This is a genomic window from Roseateles aquae, from assembly GCF_032337115.1.
Taxonomy (GTDB): domain Bacteria; phylum Pseudomonadota; class Gammaproteobacteria; order Burkholderiales; family Burkholderiaceae_C; genus Roseateles_C; species Roseateles_C aquae.
Window position 1 is genome coordinate 111,706 of record NZ_JAVXZY010000007.1, and the last position, 22,355, is coordinate 134,060.

Annotated in this window: 20 protein-coding genes; 16 read left to right on the top strand and 4 right to left on the bottom strand. The window is 68.6% G+C overall.

Features of this window, described 5'->3' with window-relative positions; genetic code table 11:
• Window positions 1–133: 133 nt before the first annotated feature.
• The 4 genes from RQP53_RS16890 (at window position 134) to RQP53_RS16905 (ending at window position 2,759) form a co-directional block, all read left to right on the top strand.
• A complete protein-coding gene (locus tag RQP53_RS16890; protein WP_315651845.1) occupies window positions 134–1,426 on the top strand; it encodes a LysM peptidoglycan-binding domain-containing protein in 1,293 nt (430 codons plus the stop codon).
• Window positions 1,407–1,826: a hypothetical protein gene (locus RQP53_RS16895; RefSeq protein WP_315651846.1), complete on the top strand. Its 420-nt coding sequence runs from the start codon at window positions 1,407–1,409 to the stop codon at window positions 1,824–1,826. The genes RQP53_RS16890 and RQP53_RS16895 overlap by 20 nt, the downstream gene beginning before the upstream one ends.
• An 89-nt stretch (window positions 1,827–1,915) precedes the next feature.
• Window positions 1,916–2,143 (top strand): hypothetical protein, encoded by a 228-nt coding sequence (locus RQP53_RS16900; protein WP_315651847.1) that lies wholly within the window; start codon window positions 1,916–1,918, stop codon window positions 2,141–2,143.
• Window positions 2,133–2,759 (top strand): hypothetical protein, encoded by a 627-nt coding sequence (locus tag RQP53_RS16905; RefSeq protein WP_315651848.1) that lies wholly within the window; start codon window positions 2,133–2,135, stop codon window positions 2,757–2,759. The genes RQP53_RS16900 and RQP53_RS16905 overlap by 11 nt, the downstream gene beginning before the upstream one ends.
• On the opposite strand, the gene RQP53_RS16910 is transcribed toward RQP53_RS16905, so the two are convergent.
• Window positions 2,744–5,437 carry a TonB-dependent receptor gene (locus tag RQP53_RS16910; protein WP_315651849.1) on the bottom strand — a complete coding sequence of 898 codons (2,694 nt, stop codon included), beginning with the start codon at window positions 5,435–5,437 and terminating at the stop codon, window positions 2,744–2,746. The genes RQP53_RS16905 and RQP53_RS16910 overlap by 16 nt on opposite strands.
• Window positions 5,438–5,747: 310 nt before the next feature.
• On the opposite strand from RQP53_RS16910, the gene RQP53_RS16915 reads away from it, so the two are divergent.
• The 7 genes from RQP53_RS16915 to RQP53_RS16945 all read left to right on the top strand — a co-directional run bounded on the left by RQP53_RS16915 (window position 5,748) and on the right by RQP53_RS16945 (window position 13,612).
• The gene (locus tag RQP53_RS16915; protein ID WP_315651850.1) at window positions 5,748–6,947 is read left to right on the top strand and encodes a cyanophycinase; all 1,200 of its coding nucleotides are present in this window, start codon (window positions 5,748–5,750) and stop codon (window positions 6,945–6,947) included.
• A gap of 75 nt (window positions 6,948–7,022) precedes the next feature.
• Complete coding sequence (locus RQP53_RS16920; RefSeq protein ID WP_315651851.1) at window positions 7,023–8,141, top strand: succinylglutamate desuccinylase/aspartoacylase family protein; 1,119 nt, start codon at window positions 7,023–7,025, stop codon at window positions 8,139–8,141.
• A gap of 8 nt (window positions 8,142–8,149) precedes the next feature.
• Window positions 8,150–9,538, top strand: a complete 1,389-nt coding sequence (locus RQP53_RS16925) for a YfcC family protein (protein WP_315651852.1) — start codon at window positions 8,150–8,152, stop codon at window positions 9,536–9,538.
• Window positions 9,539–9,551: 13 nt separating this feature from the next.
• Entirely contained in the window at window positions 9,552–10,532 is a 981-nt protein-coding gene (locus tag RQP53_RS16930) for a GlxA family transcriptional regulator (protein ID WP_315651853.1), read from the top strand.
• Entirely contained in the window at window positions 10,529–11,548 is a 1,020-nt protein-coding gene (locus tag RQP53_RS16935) for an arginine N-succinyltransferase (protein WP_315651854.1), read from the top strand. The genes RQP53_RS16930 and RQP53_RS16935 overlap by 4 nt, the downstream gene beginning before the upstream one ends.
• Window positions 11,548–12,207, top strand: coding sequence for an arginine N-succinyltransferase (locus RQP53_RS16940; RefSeq protein WP_315651855.1), 660 nt, complete (start codon window positions 11,548–11,550; stop codon window positions 12,205–12,207). The genes RQP53_RS16935 and RQP53_RS16940 overlap by 1 nt, the downstream gene beginning before the upstream one ends.
• Before the next feature lie 34 nt (window positions 12,208–12,241).
• Window positions 12,242–13,612, top strand: coding sequence for a flavin monoamine oxidase family protein (locus tag RQP53_RS16945; RefSeq protein ID WP_315651856.1), 1,371 nt, complete (start codon window positions 12,242–12,244; stop codon window positions 13,610–13,612).
• Between the two features lie 195 nt (window positions 13,613–13,807).
• On the opposite strand, the gene ssb is transcribed toward RQP53_RS16945, so the two are convergent.
• Window positions 13,808–14,350: a single-stranded DNA-binding protein gene (gene ssb, locus RQP53_RS16950; RefSeq protein WP_315651857.1), complete on the bottom strand. Its 543-nt coding sequence runs from the start codon at window positions 14,348–14,350 to the stop codon at window positions 13,808–13,810.
• A gap of 193 nt (window positions 14,351–14,543) precedes the next feature.
• Between ssb and RQP53_RS16955 the strand changes: the two genes are divergently transcribed.
• The 4 genes from RQP53_RS16955 to RQP53_RS16970 all read left to right on the top strand — a co-directional run bounded on the left by RQP53_RS16955 (window position 14,544) and on the right by RQP53_RS16970 (window position 18,745).
• Entirely contained in the window at window positions 14,544–16,031 is a 1,488-nt protein-coding gene (locus RQP53_RS16955) for a methyl-accepting chemotaxis protein (protein WP_315651858.1), read from the top strand.
• Between the two features lie 127 nt (window positions 16,032–16,158).
• The gene (locus tag RQP53_RS16960; RefSeq protein WP_315651859.1) at window positions 16,159–17,268 is read left to right on the top strand and encodes a sensor histidine kinase; all 1,110 of its coding nucleotides are present in this window, start codon (window positions 16,159–16,161) and stop codon (window positions 17,266–17,268) included.
• Window positions 17,265–18,029 carry a LytR/AlgR family response regulator transcription factor gene (locus RQP53_RS16965; RefSeq protein ID WP_315651860.1) on the top strand — a complete coding sequence of 255 codons (765 nt, stop codon included), beginning with the start codon at window positions 17,265–17,267 and terminating at the stop codon, window positions 18,027–18,029. Before RQP53_RS16960 ends, RQP53_RS16965 begins: the two co-directional genes overlap by 4 nt.
• Window positions 18,026–18,745 (top strand): head GIN domain-containing protein, encoded by a 720-nt coding sequence (locus RQP53_RS16970; protein ID WP_315651861.1) that lies wholly within the window; start codon window positions 18,026–18,028, stop codon window positions 18,743–18,745. The genes RQP53_RS16965 and RQP53_RS16970 overlap by 4 nt, the downstream gene beginning before the upstream one ends.
• 33 nt (window positions 18,746–18,778) lie before the next feature.
• On the opposite strand, the gene RQP53_RS16975 is transcribed toward RQP53_RS16970, so the two are convergent.
• Window positions 18,779–19,750 (bottom strand): GGDEF domain-containing protein, encoded by a 972-nt coding sequence (locus RQP53_RS16975; RefSeq protein ID WP_315651862.1) that lies wholly within the window; start codon window positions 19,748–19,750, stop codon window positions 18,779–18,781.
• 12 nt (window positions 19,751–19,762) lie between these two features.
• Entirely contained in the window at window positions 19,763–20,269 is a 507-nt protein-coding gene (locus RQP53_RS16980; RefSeq protein ID WP_315651863.1) for a cupin domain-containing protein, read from the bottom strand.
• Window positions 20,270–20,297: 28 nt separating this feature from the next.
• On the opposite strand from RQP53_RS16980, the gene RQP53_RS16985 reads away from it, so the two are divergent.
• The gene (locus RQP53_RS16985) at window positions 20,298–22,322 is read left to right on the top strand and encodes a RecQ family ATP-dependent DNA helicase (RefSeq protein ID WP_315651864.1); all 2,025 of its coding nucleotides are present in this window, start codon (window positions 20,298–20,300) and stop codon (window positions 22,320–22,322) included.
• Window positions 22,323–22,355: the final 33 nt, after the last annotated feature.

A 22,355-nucleotide genomic window follows, 5' to 3' on the forward strand; every position in this document is an offset into this window, starting at 1 on the left:
GGCCAACCCTAGCCGGCAATTCACCCCGCCTGCAGAACTAGCGCCAGCCGCAATTGCCCGAGCCGGACCCGCCACCTGAAGATTCCCTGCATCTGCCGCACACCCCGCGCGGCGCTTGGAGGGAGTCTTCAGCATGACGCAAGCCATCAGCGGCACACGAGGCGCACGCAGCCTCAACGGCCCGAACGCCGCGCCCCTGGAGCAAGAGCCCGGGCACACCGTGCAGCCCGGCGAGACGCTGCAACAGATCGCCCGCGCGCATGGCCTGAGCCTGAAGTCGCTGCTGGCGGCCAATCCGCAGCTGCACAACCCGGATGTCATCTACCCGGGCACCCGGCTGCACCTGCCCCACCCCTCCGACGCGCCCGGCCACTACACGGTGCGCCGCGGTGACACGCTGGCGCATATCGCCCACGAGCATGGGCTGAGTCTGGCCACGCTGGTGGCGGCCAACCCGCAGCTGCATCACCCGGACCGGATCGAGATCGGTGAGCGGCTGCGGCTGCCGCCGACCTCGGCCACAGCAGGCCAGCGGCATGCTCAAGGACATGCGCCGGCAGGTGCCGCAGACTTGGCCCACCCCGCACAGGCTGGGCTCAGGGCCGGCGCGCAAATCGCTGCACAGCCCAGCCTTTTGCAGCGGCTGCTCGATCTGCTGCCGTGGCCCACACACAGTGCAGCGGCGCCCACAAATGCAACACCGTCAGCGCGCCCTAGCGCCGCGGCCGCGACGGCTGCGTCGCAGGCTGTCGCGCCGGCCACGGCGTTTGTCGCGCACGGTGCGCGCGACCAGCGCTGGCTGGCGGTGAGGGGCGAGCTGGTCAATGCCGCCCGCGACAGTGGCGTCGATGCCGGTGTCGTCGCAATGATCGCCAACTTCGAGTCCGGCTTCAACACCAATGCCCGCCCGATTGCTCGCGACGCTTCGCGCAACAGGGTGCGGCAGTTCGACGGCACCATGGCGCTGTCCAGTGCCCACGGCCTCGGTCAGTTCACCGATGGCACCTGGCAACAGATGCTGCGCGAGCATGGCGCGGCCCATGGTGTTGCCAATGCCGGCAATCTCAGCCGCGCGCAGGCCAACGCGCTGCGCACCGACACACGACTGCAGGCCGCCATGCTGGCCGAGCACACCCGCCAGAACATTGAAACAGGGCGCGAGCTCGGGGGCCGGGATGATGTCGCCAACGTCTACGCCTTGCATAATCTCGGCGCCGGCGACGGTGCTGATTTTCTCCGCGCGCTGCGCAGCGAACCCGCCGCCCGCGTCGACGCCGTGCTACCCGAAGCGGTCATCAGCAATAACAGTTCACTTTATGGCAATGGAAGCATCACGGTCGAAGCCGCCTACCAGCGCATGGGCGATGCGATGCGAGCGGGCCAGACCTACGCGGCCGACGCTCGGAGTGCCGCTGAGGCGCATTGATGCGCTAGCACGCACGCTGTTTGGCCTGGTAACGCTGAGCCTGCTGTGTGCAGCGCCGGCACAGGCACAGTACAACGCGCGCGCCCAGGCCAACTACAAGTCCGAAGGGCTGGACCTGCGGCTGATCTGGCTGGATAGACAGACAGCAAGCGCGGCGCTCAGCGCCACGCTGACACAGGGCGCTTGTTCGGCGTCGATCGCCGGCATCGGACAGATGAGCAAACGTCGGCTGGTGATCGAGCCCTATCGCAAGCTGCCACGCGGCGAAGACTGCCGCCTGACGCTGGACTTCGACGAGGCCTGGAACAAGGTCAGCAGCAGCACCGAGGGCAACTGCGCCCCCTATGGCGGTGCCGGCTGCGAATTCGATGGCCAGAGTGCGGCCCGGCAGCGGCCCTGAGCAAGCCGGAATTAGGGCCAGCCGCAATCGCCCTGCCAGGGCGCTGGCCCTAAGCTTCAAGCTCCAAAGCCACACCGCCGGGTAAGCCCATGATCGGCCTCCATCTTCCGTCCTCGCTCGCCCCTGTTGCATCCGGCAGCCTGCGCGGCGCTGCGTCGGTGCAGGCCCCGTCGCTGACCTCATCCCATGAAGCGCCCTGGCTGCAGGGCTTGGGGCAGGGGGGCCCGGTGTTGCACGCCGAGGTGGCGCCGGGACAGCGCGGCCTGAGCATCGCCGAACATGCCAGCCAGGTGCTGGCCGCCCTGCTTGTCCGCTGAGCTGCGCGCCGATCCACGCTGGCCGGAGGCGGCGCAGGCCTTGATCAGCGGCTGTGCCGACCTGGGGCCGGACGCCTCGGTCGAACTGCTGGAGCAGGTCTGTGAGGGCCTGGGAGAACAGCTCTACCCGGCCTTTCTGCGCGTGCTGATCGAGGTCAACCAACGCGGCGACTTCGCTGCCCGTGCCCTGGTGGCGCGCAGCCTGGCGCTGGCGCTGCAGCAGGGGCGACTGCCCAGTGGGCGCCGTGCCGCCTGGGGCCAGGCGAGCGCTCCGCGTGCCACGCGCAGCCTGGGGCCGCTCGAATACCTGTGCCTGGCCGTGTGGCCGGGCGCCCAGGGCAGCGAACTGAGCAGCGAGCAGTTCCAGCTGTTCGCCAGCACCGTGATGGAACTGTTCGACTGCGCACCCGATGCCCGCCAGCATTACGCCAGCCAGCTGCTGGCCGTGGCCGGCGATGCGCTCGACGGCACGCTGCCGCGCGAGGCCCGCGGGCCGCTGCAGCAACTGGCGCGGCAGTGGCTGGCCGGCGCCGAGGCCGGCCAGATCTGCGCTCAGTACTGTGCCCAGTACTGCGGCAGCGCCGCCTCGCGCCACGCGCCTCAGCGCAGCTGGTAGTTCAGGCTGAGGAAGTAGTTGCGACCACGCGGGTCGGTGTAGGTCGGGTCGAAGGTCGAGAGGAAGTAGTAGGACTGGTTGGAATAGGGCGGCGCCGTGTTGAGCAGGTTCTGCACGCCGCCGCGCACACTCAGTCGCTCATTGACGCGGTAGCTGGCGCTCAGGTCCCACAGCGAATAGGCCTTGACCTGGCGTGGCTCGGTGTCGGGCAGGTAGCTGTCGTCGGTGTAGGCGGAGAAGTAGCTGTTGGCCAGGGTCAGCGTCAGCGCGCCGCGCTCCCAATCCGCCGCGATGCGATGGCGCCAGCGCTGGATCACCTGGTCCTGCAGGAAGCGGCCGGCATTCTCGACATAGGGCTCCGACGCGCCGAACTGGCGCTGGTAGTGCATCACGTAGGTGCCGCTGAGGTTCAGCGCTATGCGCCCCATGCCGCTGGCCTCGGAGCGCCAGCGGGCTTCGAGGTCCAGACCATCGGTCTTGAGCCCACCCTGGTTTTCCTTCTTCAGCACCAGGGTCGGATAGTCGTCCGCGTCACGCTTGATGTAGGCGCCATAGCGGTCGGTGTTCTCCAGGATGACCTTGCCGGACAGATCGCTGATGACATCGGTCTTGCGGATCTGCCAGTAGTCCAGGCTGACCAGGCTGTGCTTGTTGGGCTCGAAGGCCAGGCCCAGCGAGAGTTGGCGGCTCTTCTCGGGCTTGAGGTTCGCGTTGGCGATCTTCTCGGTCGGGTACTGGTCGAAGTCGCCATAGACCTTGTCGTACAGGAAGGCCGGGCTGCTGCCGTAGGTGGTCGGGCGGTAGAGCTCGCTGAAGCTGGGCGCGCGGAAGCCGGTGCCGGCCGAGGCACGCAGCACCAGGGCCTGGCTCGGCTGATAGCGCAGACCCAGCTTGGGGTTCACCGAACTGCCCACCTGCTGGTAATGGTCGGCGCGCAGCGCGGCCTGCAGTTCCAGCTGCTTGCTCAGCGGCGCGCTCACTTCCGCATAGACCGAGGCGATGTTGCGGCTGTAGTGGGTGGCTGCTATCGCCGGGCTGGTGCCGCTGCTGTCGCGGTCGCCGCCGATGTTGTTGCTCAGCAGCAGGGCCGAGGGCGTGAAGCGCTGCGTCTCGCGGCGCAGCTCGGCGCCCAATGCCCCACCGATCTCGCCGCCGTCCAGCTGACCCAGGCTGCCGCTGATCTTGAAGTCCAGGCCCGTGGTCGTGCCTTCGCTGGCACGCGCCACATCATCGATGCGCAGCGATTCGATCAAGCCGCGGCTGGACGCCGGCGAGGGACCGAAAGGATTGATCTTGCCGGCGCGCACCGCATCGAGCAGCTCGTTGAACTTGAAGTAGCCATCGACATAGCGATCCGCCACCTTGTTCTGTGCATGGCTGAGGGCCGTGCTGTAGTCCCAGTCGCCCCACAGGCTGCCCTTCATGCCCAGCACGACGCGATTGGCATCGCTGCGCACCTCGTTGCTGCGATTGCCGAGCTCGGTGGCGCGGAAGCGGATCTCGATGCTGCGGGCGTTGTCCACCGGCTTGGGCAGGAAGGCGTTCACCGACGCCCAGTTCAAGCCCGTCAGCCCTGTCGGGTTGGGCGAGAGCACATAGCGGGTATCGGCGCGCGCCAGCAGCAGTTCGCCGAACAGCTGATGGCCGGGGTGCAGCTGCAGCACGCCGCGGGTGAGGAAGGCGAGCTTGTCCGACTTGGGGTAGATCTCGGTGTCGGCCATGTAGTCATAGCCGCAGGCTTCCAGGCCGGTGCGTGTGGGCGCATAGACCGAGGCCGGCGCATTGCAGGTCGGCGCGAACAGGTTCAGCGTGCGCTGCGTGTAGGGCTTGCCGTTGAACAGATAGCCCGCGGCATTGATCGCAGCCAGCTGCTCGGCGCGCGTCGATGCCGTGCCGGACAGACGGATATTGCCCGGGTAGGGCCGGCTCGACAGATAGAAGGGCACGGTCTCGGCCAGCGGGCGTTCCTGGATGAACTCGCGCTGGGTCGAGCGCAGCGCGTCGAGCGACTGCACATCGAGCGTGGCGAACACATTGAAGCCATCGCGCTGCAGATCACCGTGACCCGCGCTGAGCGTGAACGCGCGCTTGCCGGCGCCGCCCTCCTGCGTGGCGGAGGCGTAGGCGCTGAGGTCGATGCCGCGATAGTCCTGGCGGGTGATGAAGTTGATGACACCGCCGATCGCATCGGTGCCATAGATCGCCGAGGCACCGTCCTTCAGCACCTCGACGCGCTGGATCGCGCCGGCCGGAATGCTGTTCAGATCGACACCCGCCGCATCGCCGGGCGAGGCGAAATTGGCTAGGCGCCGGCCGTTCAGCAGCACCAGCGTCGAGGACACGCCGACACCGCGCAGGTTCGCGCCATTGAAGCCGCGCTGGCCGCCGGTGTTGTCGGTGATCGAGGCGCCATCGCCCAGATTGGCGGCGGCCGCGCTGATGTTCTTCAGCAGCTCGGCGGCCGTGGTGACGCCGGCCTTGGCGATCTCGTCACGCTGGATCGTCTGCACCGGCAGCGCCTGTTCGCCGGCCAGTCGCTTGATGCTGGAGCCGGTGATCTCGACACGCTCCAGCTTGGAAGCGGCGTCCTGCGCCTGCGCCTGCAGCGCGGGCAGTGCCAGGGCCAGGCAGATCGCGCGGGCCAGCAGGGTCGGGTTCGGGGTTCTTGCACGAGTCATGGAAACCTCAAGGGGGAGAGATGGGGGAAGAGATGGAGGAGGTGAAGCCGGGGAAGCTGGGATCACTGTGGGCCGGCACAGATGACTTGCCTATGGGGTTTTGGCGCGGCGGTCGCTTGCAGGCAATTGCCTGTCGCAAACCGACAAGCCGGCGCGGCGCAGACGGCACGGCCGCGCTGCGGCTTGCGCAGAAGCGACATGCACTTGCGTTCCTGGCGCAGCCGAGCCCGGACAGCGGCGCCACCCTCTGGTTCGGGCGCCGGCGGACTGCCAAGATGAAGCCATGCGAATCCCACGCCCCCTCTCCCTCATGCTTATGTCCGTGCTGGCGCTCGGCAGCGCCCAGGCCGGCACGGCCATCGTCATCGGCGGCGCGCTGCGGCACGACAACGCCGCCGTCTGGCAACGCGTCGTCCAGGAGGCCGGCGGTGCCGGCGCCCGTGTCGCCGTCTTTGCCACCGCGGCGGGCAATCCCGAACGCAGTGCCACGCAGATCATCAACACGCTCGGCCAGCACGGTGCCCAGGCCAGCTTCATCCCGGTGGCGCCGCGCCTGCCCGGCGTCGATCTGCAGGCGCAGCTGAACGACCCGGCACTGATCGAGCAGGTGCGCCAGAGCCAGGCGGTGTTCTTCTCCGGCGGCGCGCAGGAGCTGATCGTCGACACGCTGCAGCCAGGCGGCCAGCCCACGGCGATGCTGCAGGCGATCTGGGCGGTGTTCCAGCGCGGCGGCGTGGTCGCCGGCACCAGTGCCGGTGCGGCCATCATGAGCCGGATGATGTTCCGCGACGCGCAGGACAATCTGCGCATCCTGCAGGGCCAATGGCGCCAGGGCCATGAGTACGACCGCGGTCTGGGCTTTGTCGGCCCGGAGCTGTTCATCGATCAGCACTTCCTCAAGCGCGGTCGCATCGGCCGCATGCTGCCGGCGATGCAGGCGCTGGGCTACCAGATCGGACTGGGCGTCGAGGAGAACTCGGCTGCCGTCATCAAGGGCGCGCAGATCGAGATCATCGGCGCGCGTGGGGCCTTGCTGGTCGATCTGCGCGAGGCCCGCAGCGACACCAAGCTCGGCGCCTTCAACCTCCGCGGCGCACGCCTGAGCTACCTGGATCAGGGCGATCAGCACGATCTGCTGAGCGGCCAGACCACGGCAGCGCCGCACAAGCGTCGCGAGGCCCGCATCGACCCCAGCGCGAGCGACTACAAGCCCTATCTGCCGCACGGCCACTTCTTTGGCGACATCCTGGCCGAAGGCGCCATCGTCAGCGCCATGGCGCAGCTGCTGGACAGCCCGGAACGCGAACTGCTGGGCCTGGCCTACGAACCCGGCCCGCGCGGCAGCCACAACCAGCTGGGCTTCGAGTTCAGGCTCTACAAGACGCCCGACCTGAACGGCTGGTTCAGCGGCGCCCTGGGCTCGGAGGACTACACGGTGCTCAACGCCCATCTGGACGTGCGCCCGGTGCGCATGGCCCATCCGCTGTACGTGCCACTGCCGCGCCGCTGACGGCGGTCTCTCGTCCCAGCCCTCCAATAAACAAACAGGGCGGCCCGCTAGTGGCCGCTCAGCTCTGCTGCTGCCATGCTTGTCCAACACCACGAACTCCCCGCCGGCCATGCCGGCACCCAGCGCCGGCTGCGCAGCCTGCACTTCGGCCAGCGTCTGTCGGGTCGCAAGGCCTATCTGCAGGCCTCGCTGCACGCCGACGAGATCCCGCCCATGCTGGTGGCTCAGGTCCTGATCGAGCGTCTGCAGGCGCTGGAGGCGGCGGGCGCCATCGCCGGCGAGATCGTGCTGGTGCCCATGGCCAATCCGATCGGCCTGTCCCAGGAGCTGCAAGGCAGCGCGCTGGGCCGCTTCGATCTGGGCAGCGGGCTCAATTTCAACCGCCAGTTCCGCCACCTGACACCGGCGCTCGCGCTCGCCCTGGAAGGCCAGCTCGGCGATGACCCGGCCGAGAACGCGCGCTGCATCCGCCGCGCCATGCACGTGGCGCTGGACGCCTGGGCCCCGGCCACCGAGGCCGAGGCGCTCAAGCAGCTGCTGCAGCGCCTGGCGCTGGACGCCGAGCTCGTGCTGGATCTGCACTGCGACAACCAGGCGGTGCTGCATGTCTACGCCGCCACGGCCCAGCTGGAAGCGGCGCTGCCGCTGGCCGCCTACCTGGGCGCCGCGGCACTGCTGCACACGCCGCTGGCCGGCGATGAGCCTTTCGACGAAACGCTGGCGCGCCCCTGGTGGGAGCTGGCCGCGCAGTTCGCCGGACGCCATCCGGTCGATCCGCTGGGCTGCGTGGGCCTGACCGTCGAGCTGCGCGGCGAGACCGAGGTCAGCCATGAACTGGCGGACCAGGACGCGCAGGCGCTGCTGGACTATCTGCGCCAGCAGGGCCATCTGAGCGGTGCCGCCGCGCCGTTGCCGCCAGCCTGCCCGGCCACGCCGCTGGAGGCGGTGGAGCCGATCACCGCGCCCTGCGCCGGCCTGATCGTCTTTGCCAAGGCGCCGGGCGACTGGGTCGAGGCCGGCGAGCTGGTGGCCGAGATCATCGATCCGCTCAGCGACCAGCGCAGCGCCCTGCACGCCCGCGCGGCTGGCCGCTGTTTCGCACGCACCGCAAGGCGCTATGCCAGCCGCGGCATGCGCCTGGCCAAGATCGCCGGCCGCGAGGCCTATCGCAGCGGCAAGCTGCTGTCCCTGTGAGAGCCGCCATGAAGCTGCGACTGCCCAATACCTATGTGCTGCTGGTGAGCCTGCTGGCGCTGATCGCGCTGGCAACCTGGATCGTGCCCGGCGGCCGCTTCGAAACCGCGCTCGTCAATGGCAAGACGCTGATCGTGGCGGGCAGCTTCCACACGGTGGAGGCGCGCCCCCAGGGCCTCGCGGCGCTGCTGACCGCGCCGATCAAGGGCTTTGTCGAGGCCGCGCTGATCATCGGCTTCGTGCTGATCGTCGGCGGAGCCTTTGCCGTGCTGCAGAAGACCGAGGCGATCGATGCGCTGATCAAGTCGGTCGCCCGCGCCCATCAGCGTTCGGCGCTGGTGCGGGCGCTGGCCATCCCGGTCTTCGTCACGCTGTTCTCGCTCGGCGGCGCCAGCTTCGGCATGGCCGAGGAGGCGATCCCCTTCGTGCTGATCTTCATCCCGCTGGCGCTGGCACTGAAGCTGGACACGCTGACCGGTGTGGCGATCCCCTTCGTCGGCTCGCAGATCGGCTTTGCGACCGCCTTTCTGAACCCCTTCAATGTTGGCGTCGCCCAGGGCATTGCCGGCCTGCCGATGTTCTCCGGCCTGGGCTACCGGCTGCTGTGCTGGGCCATTGCCACCGGCCTGACGATCGCCTTCCTGATGTGGTGGGCCGCCCGCATCCGCCGCCAGCCCGCGCTGAGCCCCTGCTACCAGTCCGACCAGGCACGCCGCGCCGAACTCGACCTGGACGCCTTCGCGCGCTTCGAGGGCATGAGCGGCCGGCATCGCCTGGTGCTGGCCCTGTTCGCGCTGTGCCTGCTGGTAATGATTGCTGGCGTGGTGCGCCTGGGCTGGTACATCGAGGAGATCGCGGCCCTGTTCCTGGTGATGGCGGTGCTGGTCGGCGTAGTCGCGCGGCTGGGCAGCGAGGGCTTCATGGCCGCCTTTTTGCAGGGCGCACGCGACCTGGTCGGCACGGCCTTCGTCATCGCCCTGGCCAAGGCCACGGTGATCCTGCTGCGCGAGGGCCAGATCATCGACACGCTGCTCAACGCGCTGGCACCGCTGGTGGCCTCGGAGCAGACGGTCTGGGCGGCGCACAAGATGTTCCTGATCCAGTCGCTCATCAACTTCTTCATCCATTCGGGCACCGGTCAGGCCGCGCTGACCATGCCCATCATGGCGCCGCTGGCCGATCTGGTCGGGCTGAGCCGCCAGACGGCCGTGCTGGCCTTCCAGTTCGGCGAGTTGACGACGCCCATCATCCCGACCTCCGGCATCACCGTCGGCGTGCTGGCGCTCGCCCGGCTGCCCTTTGGCACCTGGGTGCGCTGGCTGCTGCCGCTGCAGGCGCTCTACCTGCTGATGGCCCTGGTGCTGCTGGCGATTCCGGCGCTGCAGCACTGGACTTGATTACAGTCGCCCCATGTCCGCCCCCGTACGCGCCATCGCCTGCGTGCTCGAACCCGGCTTCGCGCTGCGCGCGCTCGCCGCGCTGGCGGATGCGCTGCAGGTGCTCAACGCCAGCCAGTCCGAGTTCCACTACCAGCTCGGGCTGCTGTCGGTCAGCGGTGCGGCGGTGGCCTCGGAGAGCGGCCCGGCGCTGCTGTGCCAGCCGCTCGACGCGACAACATCCTGGCGGACGGTCGTGGTGATCGCCGGCCCGCAGCGCAGCGTCGACGCCCGGCTGCTGGCCCAGCTGCGCGACTGGGATCGCCAGGGCGTGCTGCTGGGCGGCATCGGCACCGGCGCCGCGACGCTGGCCGCCGCCGGCCTGCTGGACGGGCAGCGCGCCTGCGCCGACTGGCGCTGGCTGGACCCCTTTGCCGCCGCCTACCCGGCCGTCGCCTGGTCCCAGGGCCTGTGGGATCTGGCGCTGCCGCAGCGCCGCTTCAGCGCCGCCACGGCCGGCGTCAGCGATCTGATCAGTGCCTGGGTCGCGCAATGGCATGGCCTGCCGGCACAACAGGCGCTGGAGCGCACACTGGACCTGAGGCAGGCACGCCGCCAGGACGAGCGCCAGCGCCGCGAGCAGGACGAACGCCAGGCCCACAGCCCGCCCAAGCTGGCCGAGGCGCTGGCGCTGATGGAGGCCAATTTGGCCGAGCCGCTGCCCACCGAGGAGGTGGCGCGGCTGGTCGGCGTGTCGCGCCGCCAGCTGGAACGCCTGTTCAAGCAGCACCTGGACAGCCTGCCCTCGCGCCACTATCTGAGCCTGCGCCTGGAACGCGCGCAGCGCCTGTTGCAGCAGGGCACGCAGTCGATCCTGCAGGTCGGACTCAGCTGCGGCTTCGCGTCCGGCCCGCATTTCTCAAATGCCTACAAGGCCTATCACGGCCATACACCGCGCGAGGAGCGCAGCCGCCGGCCCGGCTGGCCCGGTGCGCCCCTGGGAGACCCCGCATGAACCGCCTGTTGCTGCGCCCCGTTGCAGCCTCCGACCTGCCCGACCTGCTGCGCATGGCCGCCGCCAGCGCCGACGGCATCAGCTCGCTGCCGCATGACGAGGCCAAGCTGCGCCAGCGCATCGACGCCTCGCTGCAGGCCTTCGCCAGCGCCGATGACGCCAGCGGCGAGGAGACCTATCTGTTCGTGCTGGAGGACCGCGCGGCCGAACGGCTGGTCGGCTGCTCGGGCATCGCCGCCAGCGCCGGCTTCTTCGACCGCTTCTACAGCTATCGCAATGAGTTCGTCGTCCACGCCAGTGCGGCGCTGGGCGTCTCGCAGCGCATCCATACGCTGCACCTGTGCCACGACCTGACCGGCTGCACGCTGCTCACGTCTTTCTTCATTGAACCGGCCTACGAGCACAGCCTGGCCGCGCAGCTGCTCTCGCGCGCCCGGCTGCTGTTCATCCAGGCCCACGCCGAACGCTTCGCCGACCGCATCGCGGCCGAGAACCCGGGCGTCACCGATGCGCAGGGGCAGAGCCCGTTCTGGGATGCCGTCGGCCGGCACTTCTTCGGCATGGACTATCCGCAGGCCGAGCAGGTGGTCGGCGGCCGCAGCAAGGCCGTTATCGCCGATCTGATGCCGCAGGCGCCGATCCCCGTGCCGCTGCTGCCGGCAGAGGCGCAGCTGGCGCTGGGGCAGCTGCACCCGGTCGGCGAGGTGCCCTTCTCCATCCTGCTCGACGAGGGCTTCGACGCCGACAGCTATGTCGACATCTTCGATGGCGGCCCCACCGTCGAGGCGACGCTGGCCAGCCTGCGCAGCATCCGCCATCTGCGCCGGCAGCGCGTGCGCGCCGGAGCGGGCAGTGGCCCGCGCCAGCTCAGACTGGTGCTGCGCCCGGCGCGCGAGCACTGCGCCGCCATGCTGGCCGAGATCGGCAGCGAGATCGGCAGCGACGAGCTGCCTGAACTGGCGCTGCGGCCCGATGAGGAGCTGCTCTGCACGCCGCTGTGGCCCGAGGACGCATGATGAGCCCCACCCCTGTCCGCATCGAGACGCTGGCCGAGGGCCGGCAACGCCTCAGCCTGGCCGATGACAGCGCCGCGCTGACGCTCAGCACCGCCCTGGGCCTGAGCCTGCCGCGCTATCACTTCCGCCTCGGCCGCGCCGTCCATGCCGCGCCGGCGCTGCAGCTGTTTCGGGTGCAGCGCACGCTGCAGCTGTGCAATGACCTGACCGGCGAGGCCGAACTCAGCGAGCTGCATTGCGCGCCGGAACTGGACGCCTCGGCGCGTGCCGTCGCCCTGGGCACGCTGGCGCGCGCCGCACAACAGGCGCTGCGGCAGCAGGCCGCTGCGCCGCAATGGCTGGTCATCGAGCTGCCCGGCTGGCGCGACGCCAGCGGCCACAGCCCCTTCTGGCAGGCGCTTGGCGCGCGTTTCTGCCCGCTCGAGCCGCAGCAGGCCCTGCTGACCCATGGCCCGGCCTGGGTCAGCCACCTGGCCGCCCTGCTGCCGCGCCAGATGCTCTACCTCTCCTTCCTGGGCACGGCGGCCAGCCAGGCCTGCGCCACCGCCGCCGAGCCGACACTGGCCGAGGCCTTGCAGGCCTTGGGCTTTCTAGCGGCCCTGCATGTGCGCATCGACGACGGCGGGCCGGTGCTGGCCTGGCCGATCGGGGCAGCTTGAACGCCTGAGCACGCGCACCAACACCGGAGGCAGCATGAACTCTCGTCGCCACTTCCTGCTCGCTGCCGAACGGGCGCTCTTGAGCGCCAGCCTGCTGGCGTCGTCCAGCATGGCCGCTGTCGCGGCCAGCCGCCCACTGAAGGTCTGCATCGTCGGAGCAGGTCTTGCCGGCCTGGCGGCGGCGCGCCAGCTGCACAGCGCCGGGCACCAGGTCACCGTGCTGGAAGCGCGCACACGCATCGGTGGCCGGGTTCACACCAGCACCCACTGGCCAGGCCTGCCGCTGGACCTCGGTGCCACATGGATCCATGGCGTCCAGGGCAACCCCTTAAGCGCCCTGGCCGACCAGCTGAATGCGCGCCGTATCGGCACCCGTTACGAAAACGCGCAGGTCTGGGACGCGCAGGGTCGGCCGCTCGACGCGGAAACTGAGGCAGCGCTGGAGCGCCTGCGCCAGCAGCTGAAGATGCTGTTGGCACAGGCCCAGCGGGCCGATGCGGATCGCTCGGTCCACAGCGTCGCGCAGCTGCTGCTGCGCCAGCAAGGTGGCTCGGCACACACGCGCCGCCTGATCGACTTCATCATCAATGGCAGCATTGAACAGGAGTACGCCGGTTCAGCCGAAGAACTCTCGGCGCACTGGTACGACGCCGCCGAGCAGTTCCCAGGCGGCGATGCGCTGTTTGCTGACGGCTTCCAGCGCATCACCCAGCACCTGGCCCAGGGGCTGGACATCCGCTTGGGTCGGCCGGTGCGCGAGTTGCACTGGGGCGCACCGCGCGTGCGCGTCCTCACCGACGAGGCCGCCTACGAGGCTGACCGCGTGCTGGTCACCCTGCCGCTGGGCGTGCTCAAGGCCGGCAGCCTGCGCTTTGTGCCCGCCCTGCCCGCCGCCAAGCAGCAGGCCATTGCCGCGCTGGGCATGGGCGTGTTGAACAAGTGCTACCTGCGCTTCGAGCAGGTGTTCTGGCCTGATGACGTCGACTGGCTCGAATACATCGCGCCGCAGCGTGGGCACTGGGTCGAGTGGGTCAGCCTGGCGCGCGCCACCGGGGCCCCCGTGTTGCTGGGCTTCAACGCCGCCGCCCGCGGGCGCGAAGTGGAGGCGCTGAGTGACGCCCAGATCGTGTCCAGCGCCATGCAAACACTGCGCACGCTGTTCGGGCCCGGCATTCCCGCCCCGGTCGGCCATCAGATCACCCGCTGGGCCGCCGACCCCTTCGCCCATGGCTCCTACTCCTTCAATGCCCTGGGCAGCACGCCGGCGATGCGCGCGGCACTGGCTGCGCCGCTGGGCGACCGCCTGTTCTTCGCCGGCGAGGCCACACACGGCCAGCATTTCGGCACCACCCATGGCGCCTACGACTCCGGCCTGCGCGCCGCCCGCGAACTGCTGGCCGTCTGAAAAAAGTCCGGCCACACCGATCAGGCACGGACCCCAGAAAGAAGAAAGCCTCAAGCGCGCGGCTTGAGGCTTTTTCAGTTGCCAGGATGACAGCGTCTCAGAACGGGATGTCGTCATCCATATCGTCCTCCGCAGGGACGATCTGATCAGAACGGGATGTCGTCATCCATATCGTCCTCCGCAGGGACGATCTGATCAGAACGGGATGTCGTCATCCATATCGTCAAAGCCGGTCGCCGACTTCGGTGCTGGCGCCGGGCGCGGGGCCGGAGCGCGGGGAGCCGGGGCGCGCGACTCACGGGCCTCGCCGAAATCGCCACCGCCGCGTTCGTCGCCACCGCCGGCGCCGCCACGGGCCTGACGGCTGTAGCCGCCGCCACCGCCACCGCCTTCATCGCCACCGTCGCGGCCGCCCAGCAGCTGCATCTGATCGGCAATGATTTCGGTGGTGTATTGGTCCTTGCCTTCCTTGTCCTGCCACTTGCGGGTCTTCAGGCGGCCTTCCACATAGACGGGGCGGCCCTTCTTCAGGTATTCCCCGGCGATCTCGGCCAGGCGGTCGTAGAACACCACACGGTGCCATTCGGTCTCTTCCTGGCGCTCGCCGCCTTCGCGGCTCTTCCAGTTGCGCGTCGTGGCCAGGCTGATATTGCAGACGGCCGAGCCGCTGGGGGTGTAACGCACCTCAGGGTCGCGCCCCAGATTACCGATAAGAATGACTTTGTTGACCGAGGCCATGATGAGCTTTCCGCTGGAAGGTGTTTTCCAAAGGCGGGATTATGCCGCTGGCGCTGGCCAGGTGGTGCGCAGGCGCCACGCCTGGGCTTGCATCACCGGCCTACACTGGTTTGGCTGATCGACAAGGCAATACAACGGGGCAGGCATGACAGAGAGCTTCACCGTATTCCACGCACTGGCAGGCTGCACAGCCGTGGCTACCGGCATCTTGGGCCTGGCGTTCTTCGCTCTGTGGCACCGCATGCGCGAGCCGGTCTTTGGTCATTTCTCCATCATCTGCCTGCTCGGCTCCTTGTTCTATGCGCTGGACGGCAGCACACAGCCCAGCATGGACAAGCCCAATATCGTGGCCGGCAGCGCCGGCATGTTGATGACGGTTGGCATGCTGCGTGCCACTGCCCAGCAACTGCTGGATCGTGGCAGCCCGCGGCTGGTGCAACTGACGTGGATGCTGGGCAGCGTGGCGGGCTTCGTGCTGCTGCTGACCCTGGCCGGCGTGCTGAATCGCCTGCAGTTCTTCTGGGGCTATGGTGTGCTTTACGGCCTGCAAGCACTGTTCGGCCTTTTGTTCCTGAGCCAGGTTCAACGCCAGCGCGCCTATGCCCAGCTGCTGTGCATGGGGGTGGTGCCCCTGACCGTGCTGCTGGTTCAATTGGGCGATGTAGATGCGCTGTTCCTGCGCTATCTGCTCGGCTGGCAGGCCTTCTTGCTCGCCGCTGCCGTGCTTGTGGAGGGCACGCTAAGCGCCCACGACAAGGCCCACCGCACGCTGGACGATCTGAGCGCAGCACGGGCGCGACTTGAAGCGGTGGTCACCGCGATGGCCAGCGGCTCTGACCGGGTCGCCGATGCCGGCGAGCAGATGTCGCAGGGCGCGCAGAACCTGGCCATTCGCACCGACCAGCAAACCACCAGCCTGAAGGCGATCTCGACCACGGTGGAGGGCGCCGTCACCCAGGTGCAGCAAACGGCCGAGAACGTGGCCGGCGTTGATGCCCAGTGCAGCCGGCTGCAGGCGCAGGCCGAGCAGGGCAACGCCGTGGTGCAAAGCGCGGTCGAGTCCATCGAGCTGATCAGCCAGCGCTCCGATGAGATGCGCGAGGCGCTGGGCCTGATCGAGAACATCGCCTTCCAGACCAATATCCTGGCGCTCAATGCCGCCATCGAGGCGGCCCGCGCCGGCACGGCGGGGCGCGGCTTTGCCGTCGTGGCGGCCGAGGTGCGCAGCCTCTCGGGCCGCACCGCGGAGACGGCCCAGCAGGTGCGCGGGCTGATCGAGCGAGCCAGCAGCCAGGCCGAGGTCGGCGTGCGGCAGGTGCAGGGCGTGCGCGAACAGCTCGATGCAATGCAGCGCTCCGTCGAAGATGTGGCCCGGCGCACCCAGGCCCTGGCCGGCGACTCGCGCCGCCAAAGCGCCGAGCTGACCCAGGTGATGCGCGAGCTCAGCGAACTGGCCAGCCTGACCGACAACAATGCCGCGCTGGTGGCCGAATCGGTGATGACGGCCGACAGCATGAACCAGAGCGCCGGTGAGCTGCGCGCCCTGGTGGCCCAGCTGCAGCAGGCGCCAGGCGATGAGGCCCAGGCCGCGCCCGGCCGCAGCAGCCTGGCCATGACGGCTAGTCGACCGGCCAGCGCGCCAGCGGCTGCGCCCAGCAGCGCCGGTGTCGACTTTTTCTGACCCCTGCCATTCGTCATACTCAGCCCAGCCGCCGCAGCGCGGCGCCGGGGCGGCGAATCGTGCCCACGATCCGGCACTTTGTCTTCTGCCGCCCCCGGGCCCGCTCGGCCCTCCCTAAGATGCCGGCATGGTGAACGAACGCAGCCTCACGAGCCCCACGGGCGAACAGAGCCGACGCGGCCTCTGGGTCGCCTACGCGGCCGTCTGCCTGCTCGTCTGGCTGCTGCATGTGCTGGCCGGCACCGAATTCCAGCGGGGCCTCTGGCAGGTCTGGGAATCGGTCTACCAGGCCACAGTTTCGCTGTGGGCAGCGATGCTGCTCGGCCCCATGGTGCAGCCCTGGGTCTGCTGGCTGCAGCGCCGCGAATGGGGGCTGTTCGCCCAGCTGGGTCTGCACATGCTGGCCGCGCTGCTGTTTGGCGCCCTGTGGCAGGCCTGCGATTTCGCGCTGGCCTGGGCCCTGTTCGGCGAAGACCACGCCAGCGCCATGCTGGCGCAAGACGTGCTGTGGCGGCTGATCTGGGGCGTGTTCGTCTATGTCTCGCTGAGCGCCGGCTTCACCTCCTGGCACAACGCCCAGCGCGCCCGAACCAGTGCGGTGGCAGCGGCACAGGCCGAGTCAGCGCTGGCGCGGGCCGAGTTGGCGGCCATCAGCGGCAAACTCAATCCGCATTTCCTCTTCAACACGCTGAATTCGCTGATCGCGCTGACCCGCAAGGACGCCCGCGCCGCCGAGCAGGGCCTGCTGCGCTTCTCCGGCATGCTGCGCTATGTGCTGGACACCAAGCGCAGCGCCACCGACCGTGTCGCCCTGGCCGACGAACTGGACTTTGTGCGCGACTACCTGGCGCTGGAGGCGCTGCGCCTGGGCCAGCGCCTGCAGGTGCACTGGGAGCTGGATGACGCGACGCTGAATGACGAGATTCCGCCGCTGTCGCTGCAGCCGCTGGTCGAGAACAGCATCATCCACGGCATCGCGCCGCGGCCGCAGGGCGGGCAGCTGCACATCAGCGCGCGCCGCGATGCGCTGACCCAGGGCCTGGCCCTGAGCGTCAGCGATGACGGCCCGGGCTGCGAGCCGGCCCAACTGGACGCGCACCAGAGCCGCAGCGGCATCGGCCTGTCGGCACTGCGCCAACGCTTTTCCCTGGACTACGAAGGCCGTGCCCGGCTGCGTATCCACACCGCGCCCGGCCAGGGCTTTCGCGTCGATATCTGGATTCCCCAAGCCGTATGAACCCGAAGATCAAGACCCTGATCGCCGAAGACGAGCCGCTGGCCAGCGAAGCGCTGGCCGACTGGGTGGCGCAGTGGCCGCAGCTGGAGCTGGTGGCGGTGTGCGCCGATGGCCTGAGCGCGCTGGAGCAGATCCGCCAGCATCAGCCCGCCCTGGTCTTCATGGACATCAATATGCCCGGCATGACTGGCCTGCAGGTGCTGCGCGCGCTGGGTCAGGCGGCCGAGGGTGTGACGCCAGCGGTGATCTTCACCACCGCCTACGATGAGCACGCGCTGACGGCCTTCGAGCTGCACGCGGTCGACTATCTGCTCAAGCCCTTCTCGCAAGAGCGCTTCAACGAGGCGGTGGAGCATGCGCTGGCGCACAGCGCCGCAGCCAGCCAGCAACTCGGTGCGCTGGAGGCGGCCTCCAGCACCGGCCAGGACAGCGAGCCGCTGACCCGCATCCTGGTGCGCGACCAGGGCAAGATCTTCCCGCTGCATGTCGACGCCATCGAGTACCTGCGCTCGGACAGCAAGTACACCGCCATCGCCAGCCGCGGCCGCCAGTTCCTGGTGCGCCTGCCCATCACCAGCTTTGAGCAGCGGCTCGATGCGCAGCGTTTTCTGAAGCTGCAGCGCGGCTGCATCGTCAATCTGGATTTCGTCGAGGCGATGACGCCCGACGAGAATTCGCAATTCGTTGTGCAGATGCGCGACGGCAGCCGCTTCACCGCCAGCCGTGAGGTCTCCAAGAAGTTGAGGGAGCAATCGATATGAAGCCCAGCCAGCTGTGCCTCGCCACCGCGACGCTGAGCCTGTTGACCGCGCTGATGCCGGCGGCCTGGGCCGATTCGGTGGACGGCCGCACCTACGCCCCCGGGCCCTTTGAACGGCTGGAGATTGCCGGCACCGCCCAGGTCAAGCTCAGCCAGGGCAGCAAGGACGAGGTCTTCATCGCCGGCGATGCCGATGTGCAAAAAGGCGTGCAGGTCGAGCTGATCGACGACAAGCTCTTCATCCGCCCCACCGGCGGCTGGAAGTTCTGGCGCAGTGCGCGCCTGCAGGTCGAGGTGATGATGCGCAATCTGAGCCAGCTGGTCTTGTCCGGCGCGGCCGATGTCAACGCGCTGGGCCCGGTCAAGACCGGCAAGCTGGCAGTCAGCATTTCGGGGGCAGGTCTTGCCCGCTTTGACGATCTCAATGCCGAGCAGCTGCAGTTCAACATCTCCGGCGCCGGCGATGGCCGGCTGCGCGGCCAGGTCGGCGATCTGCGTCTCTACGTCTCGGGCAAGGGCAAGCTGCAGGCCGATCAGCTGCACTGTGATCGCGCCGCCGTGTCGATCAGCGGCATCGGCAATGCCAGCCTGTGGGTCAGTGAATCATTGAGCGTCAGCGTCTCGGGCCTGGGCACGGTCGACTACTGGGGCCAGCCCGAGGTGCGCCGCGCGATCGCCGGCCTGGCCTCGATCAACGCGCACGGCGACAAGCGCTAACCTCTAATTTTAGCGCGCCATCCGGCCGCTGCTTCAGCGCTCCCGGCCGGCGGACAGCTTGTCTTCATACATCAGCCGGTCGGCCTCGTTGAGCAGCTCCTGGGCATTGGCATGGCGGGCCGGATCAAAGGCGGCGCTGCCCACGCTGTAGAGCAACTGCCAGCCGCCCGCCGGCTGGGCGCTGTTGAAGCCTTGCACGGCATCGCGCAGGCGCTGCAGGGCGCCGGCCAGCTCCGTTTGCGGCGCATTGCTGAGCAGCACGGCGAACTCGTCGCCACCCAGGCGCGCCACCACATCCGATTCGCGAAAGGTCTTGCGCAAGAGCCCGGCAAAGGCGACCAGGGCCTGATCGCCGGCGGCATGGCCGAATTGATCGTTGATGGCCTTGAAGCGGTTCAGGTCAAAGAACAGCAGCGTGGCCGGCCGTTGCTGGCGGCCGCACAGGCTCAGCGCATGGCGAGCCAGGGCCTCGAAGCCACGCCGGTTGCTCAGCCCGGTCAGCTCATCGACGGTGGCCAGCTGCAAAAGCGCGATCTCGTGCTCGACCATCAGCGCCAGATCCTTGAGCAAGGCCTGGTCTTCGTCACCAAAGGCCCGCGCGTCACGGTCGATCAGGCACAAGGTGCCGATGCGCTGCCCGTTCGGCGCCCGCAGCGGCTGGCCGGCATAGAAACGGATGAAGGGCTCGCCGGTGACCAAGGGGTTGTCGGCAAAGCGCTCGTCCAGCCGGGCGTCGGGCACCAGCAGCAGCGCATCGCTGAGGATGGCGTGGCCGCAGAAGGACACCCGCCGCGGCAGCTCGCGCAGCTCAATGCCCTGGATGGACTTGGCCCACTGCCGGTGCGCGTCGACCAGCGTCACCGAGACGACGGCCACGCCGAACAGACGCTTGGCCAGCCGGGTGAAGCGATCAAAGCGCTCTTCGGCCTCGGTGTCCAGCAGATGCAGGGCCTGCAGCGCCTGCAGGCGCTGTGCTTCGTCAGCGGGAAAGGCGGGGGCGAGCATGGCAGCGCGGCTTCAGGGCTCGCCATCCCAATAGTCCAGCGCGTTCTCGCGGCGCTGCAGAAAGGCATCGCCCTTGGACGGGAAGATGCCAATCTTGCCGGAATCGGGGTATTCGCAGACCTCGGGCCGTTCCTGGGTGCTGATCGACAGGTATTTCAGCGGCGCGTCTGAGGTGTTGATGAGGTGGTGCGGATAGTCCGGCCCGCAGGGGATGAAGATCACATCGCCGGCCGTGACCGGCAGCCGCTCGCCGGCCACCCGCAGCGTGCCCGAGCCTTCCAGGATGATGAACATCTCCTCCTGGGTGTGGTGGAAGTGGTAGGGGCAGCTCTGTTTGCCGGGGGGCACGATGTCAAACCCGCAGCCGAGCTTGCGCGCCAGGGTGCCGTCAGACACGCCGGCCACCTGGCTCTCGTACAAAGGCTCGCGCAGGAACTGCTCGCGCGGCAGGCCGTTGAAGTTGCGTATCAGTTTCCTGCGCAGTTCCTGCACTCTTTCTTCGCCGCTCAGCTCGCTCATGCAATCTCCTGGGACAATGCCGGGCTCCATGACCCAGCGCACCCATCATCACGCCCCCCTGGCCATCCTGCAAGAGGTGTTCGGCTACAACGCCTTCCGTGGCGCCCAGCAGGCCATCATCGAGCAGGTCTGTGCGGGCGGCGATGCGCTGGTGCTGATGCCCACCGGCGGCGGCAAGAGCCTGTGCTACCAGGTGCCGGCGATTGCCCGCCACCGCGCCGGCCAGGGCGTGGCGGTGGTGGTGAGCCCGCTGATCGCGCTGATGCATGACCAGGTCGGGGCGCTGGAAGAAGCCGGCGTGCACGCCGCCTTTCTGAACTCGACGCTGTCCAGCGAGGAGGCGCAGCGGGTCGAGCGCGAGATGATGAGCGGCCGGCTGGTGATGCTCTATGCGGCGCCGGAGCGCATCACCAATCCGCGCTTCCTGGCCCAGCTGGATTCGCTCAACGAGCGCGGCCTCTTGAGCCTGTTCGCGATCGACGAGGCGCACTGCGTCAGCCAATGGGGCCATGATTTCCGCAGCGAATACCTGGCGCTGTCGCTGCTGCACGAGCGCTTCCCGGCAGTGCCGCGCATCGCGCTGACCGCCACCGCTGACGACATCACCCGCGCCGACATCATCGAGCGCCTGCGCCTCGAAGAAGCGCGCATCTTCATCTCGTCCTTCGACCGGCCGAACATCCGCTACGCCATCGTCGAGAAGGACAAGCCGCGCGAACAGCTGCTGCGCTTCATCCGCGACGAACACGAGGACGAGGCCGGCGTCGTCTACTGCCAGAGCCGCAAGAAGGTCGAAGAAACCGCTGCCTGGCTGGAGGCCGAGGGCATCAAGGCCCTGCCCTACCACGCCGGTCTGGACGCCGGACTGCGCCAGCGCCATCAGGACCGCTTCCTGCGCGAGGACGGCATCGTGATGGTCGCCACCATCGCCTTTGGCATGGGCATCGACAAGCCCGATGTGCGCTTCGTCGCCCATCTGGACCTGCCCAAGAACATCGAGAGCTATTACCAGGAAACCGGCCGCGCCGGCCGCGATGGCCAGCCCGCCGAGGCCTGGATGGCCTATGGCCTGGCCGATGTGGTCAACCAGCGCCGCATGATCGACGAAAGCCCGGCCGGCGAGGACTTCAAGAAGATCCAGCGCGGCAAGCTCGATGCGCTGCTGGCGCTGGCCGAGGCGACGGATTGCCGGCGGGTGCGGCTGCTGAGCTATTTCGGTGAGCAGTACCGGGGTGAAGGCGGTCTGCCCGACGCCGGGCCGTCCCAAGGCGGGCAGCGCCCCCTCGGGGGGCAGGAGCGCAGCGACGTGGGGGGCAAGCGTTTGCCCGACGCCGGGCCGCCCCAAGGCGGGCAGCGCCCCCTTGAGGGGCAGGAGCGCAGCGACGTGGGGGTCCAATGTGGAAATTGTGATAACTGCCTGAATCCTCCCGCCACCTGGGATGGCACCGAGGCGGCGCGCAAGGCGCTGTCCTGCATCTACCGCTTCCATCAGAACGGCGGCCAGCGCTTTGGCGTCGGCCATCTGCTCGATGTGCTGCGCGGCAAGGACACCGACAAGGTCAGGCAATACGGCCATCAGCACTTGAGCACCTGGGCCATTGGCGCTGATCTGAGCGAGCAGCAATGGCGGGCCGTGCTACGCCAGCTGGTCGCGCTGGGCCATGTGGTTGCCGAGGGCGAGTACGGCACGCTGGCTTTGACCGAGACGGCCCGCTCGGTGCTCAAGGGCGAGGTGCAGCTGCTGTTGCGCGTGCCGACGGTGGCGCCCAAAAAGGGCAAGCAAAGCCGCGCCGCCCGGCCGCAGACGCGCAGCGGCGAAGCCATTGATCTGGATATCGACGCCCAACAGCGCTTTGAGCAGCTCAAGTCATGGCGCGCCGAGGTGGCCAAGGAACATGGCCTGCCCGCCTATGTGATCTTTCAGAACGTCACGCTGGCCGAAATGGCCCGCCGCCAGCCAGGTAGCCTCGACGAACTGGCGCAGATCAGCGGCGTTGGCACCAAGAAGCTGGAAGCCTACGGGCGCGAGATCCTGCGTGTGCTGGGCAACTGAACCCGCCATCACCGTCTGTTAGCCTCGCACTGC

Excerpts from the sequence above, each read along its gene's own strand:
- RQP53_RS16890 (WP_315651845.1), top strand. The coding sequence starts at position 134 with ATGACGCAAGCCATCAGCGGCACACGAGGCGCACGCAGCCTCAACGGC.
- RQP53_RS16900 (WP_315651847.1), top strand. The coding sequence starts at position 1,916 with ATGATCGGCCTCCATCTTCCGTCCTCGCTCGCCCCTGTTGCATCCGGC.
- RQP53_RS16910 (WP_315651849.1), bottom strand. The coding sequence starts at position 5,437 with ATGACTCGTGCAAGAACCCCGAACCCGACCCTGCTGGCCCGCGCGATC.
- RQP53_RS16915 (WP_315651850.1), top strand. The coding sequence starts at position 5,748 with ATGCTTATGTCCGTGCTGGCGCTCGGCAGCGCCCAGGCCGGCACGGCC.
- RQP53_RS16920 (WP_315651851.1), top strand. The coding sequence starts at position 7,023 with ATGCTTGTCCAACACCACGAACTCCCCGCCGGCCATGCCGGCACCCAG.
- RQP53_RS16925 (WP_315651852.1), top strand. The coding sequence starts at position 8,150 with ATGAAGCTGCGACTGCCCAATACCTATGTGCTGCTGGTGAGCCTGCTG.
- RQP53_RS16930 (WP_315651853.1), top strand. The coding sequence starts at position 9,552 with ATGTCCGCCCCCGTACGCGCCATCGCCTGCGTGCTCGAACCCGGCTTC.
- RQP53_RS16935 (WP_315651854.1), top strand. The coding sequence starts at position 10,529 with ATGAACCGCCTGTTGCTGCGCCCCGTTGCAGCCTCCGACCTGCCCGAC.
- RQP53_RS16940 (WP_315651855.1), top strand. The coding sequence starts at position 11,548 with ATGAGCCCCACCCCTGTCCGCATCGAGACGCTGGCCGAGGGCCGGCAA.
- RQP53_RS16945 (WP_315651856.1), top strand. The coding sequence starts at position 12,242 with ATGAACTCTCGTCGCCACTTCCTGCTCGCTGCCGAACGGGCGCTCTTG.
- ssb (WP_315651857.1), bottom strand. The coding sequence starts at position 14,350 with ATGGCCTCGGTCAACAAAGTCATTCTTATCGGTAATCTGGGGCGCGAC.
- RQP53_RS16960 (WP_315651859.1), top strand. The coding sequence starts at position 16,159 with ATGGTGAACGAACGCAGCCTCACGAGCCCCACGGGCGAACAGAGCCGA.
- RQP53_RS16965 (WP_315651860.1), top strand. The coding sequence starts at position 17,265 with ATGAACCCGAAGATCAAGACCCTGATCGCCGAAGACGAGCCGCTGGCC.
- RQP53_RS16970 (WP_315651861.1), top strand. The coding sequence starts at position 18,026 with ATGAAGCCCAGCCAGCTGTGCCTCGCCACCGCGACGCTGAGCCTGTTG.
- RQP53_RS16975 (WP_315651862.1), bottom strand. The coding sequence starts at position 19,750 with ATGCTCGCCCCCGCCTTTCCCGCTGACGAAGCACAGCGCCTGCAGGCG.
- RQP53_RS16980 (WP_315651863.1), bottom strand. The coding sequence starts at position 20,269 with ATGAGCGAGCTGAGCGGCGAAGAAAGAGTGCAGGAACTGCGCAGGAAA.
- RQP53_RS16985 (WP_315651864.1), top strand. The coding sequence starts at position 20,298 with ATGACCCAGCGCACCCATCATCACGCCCCCCTGGCCATCCTGCAAGAG.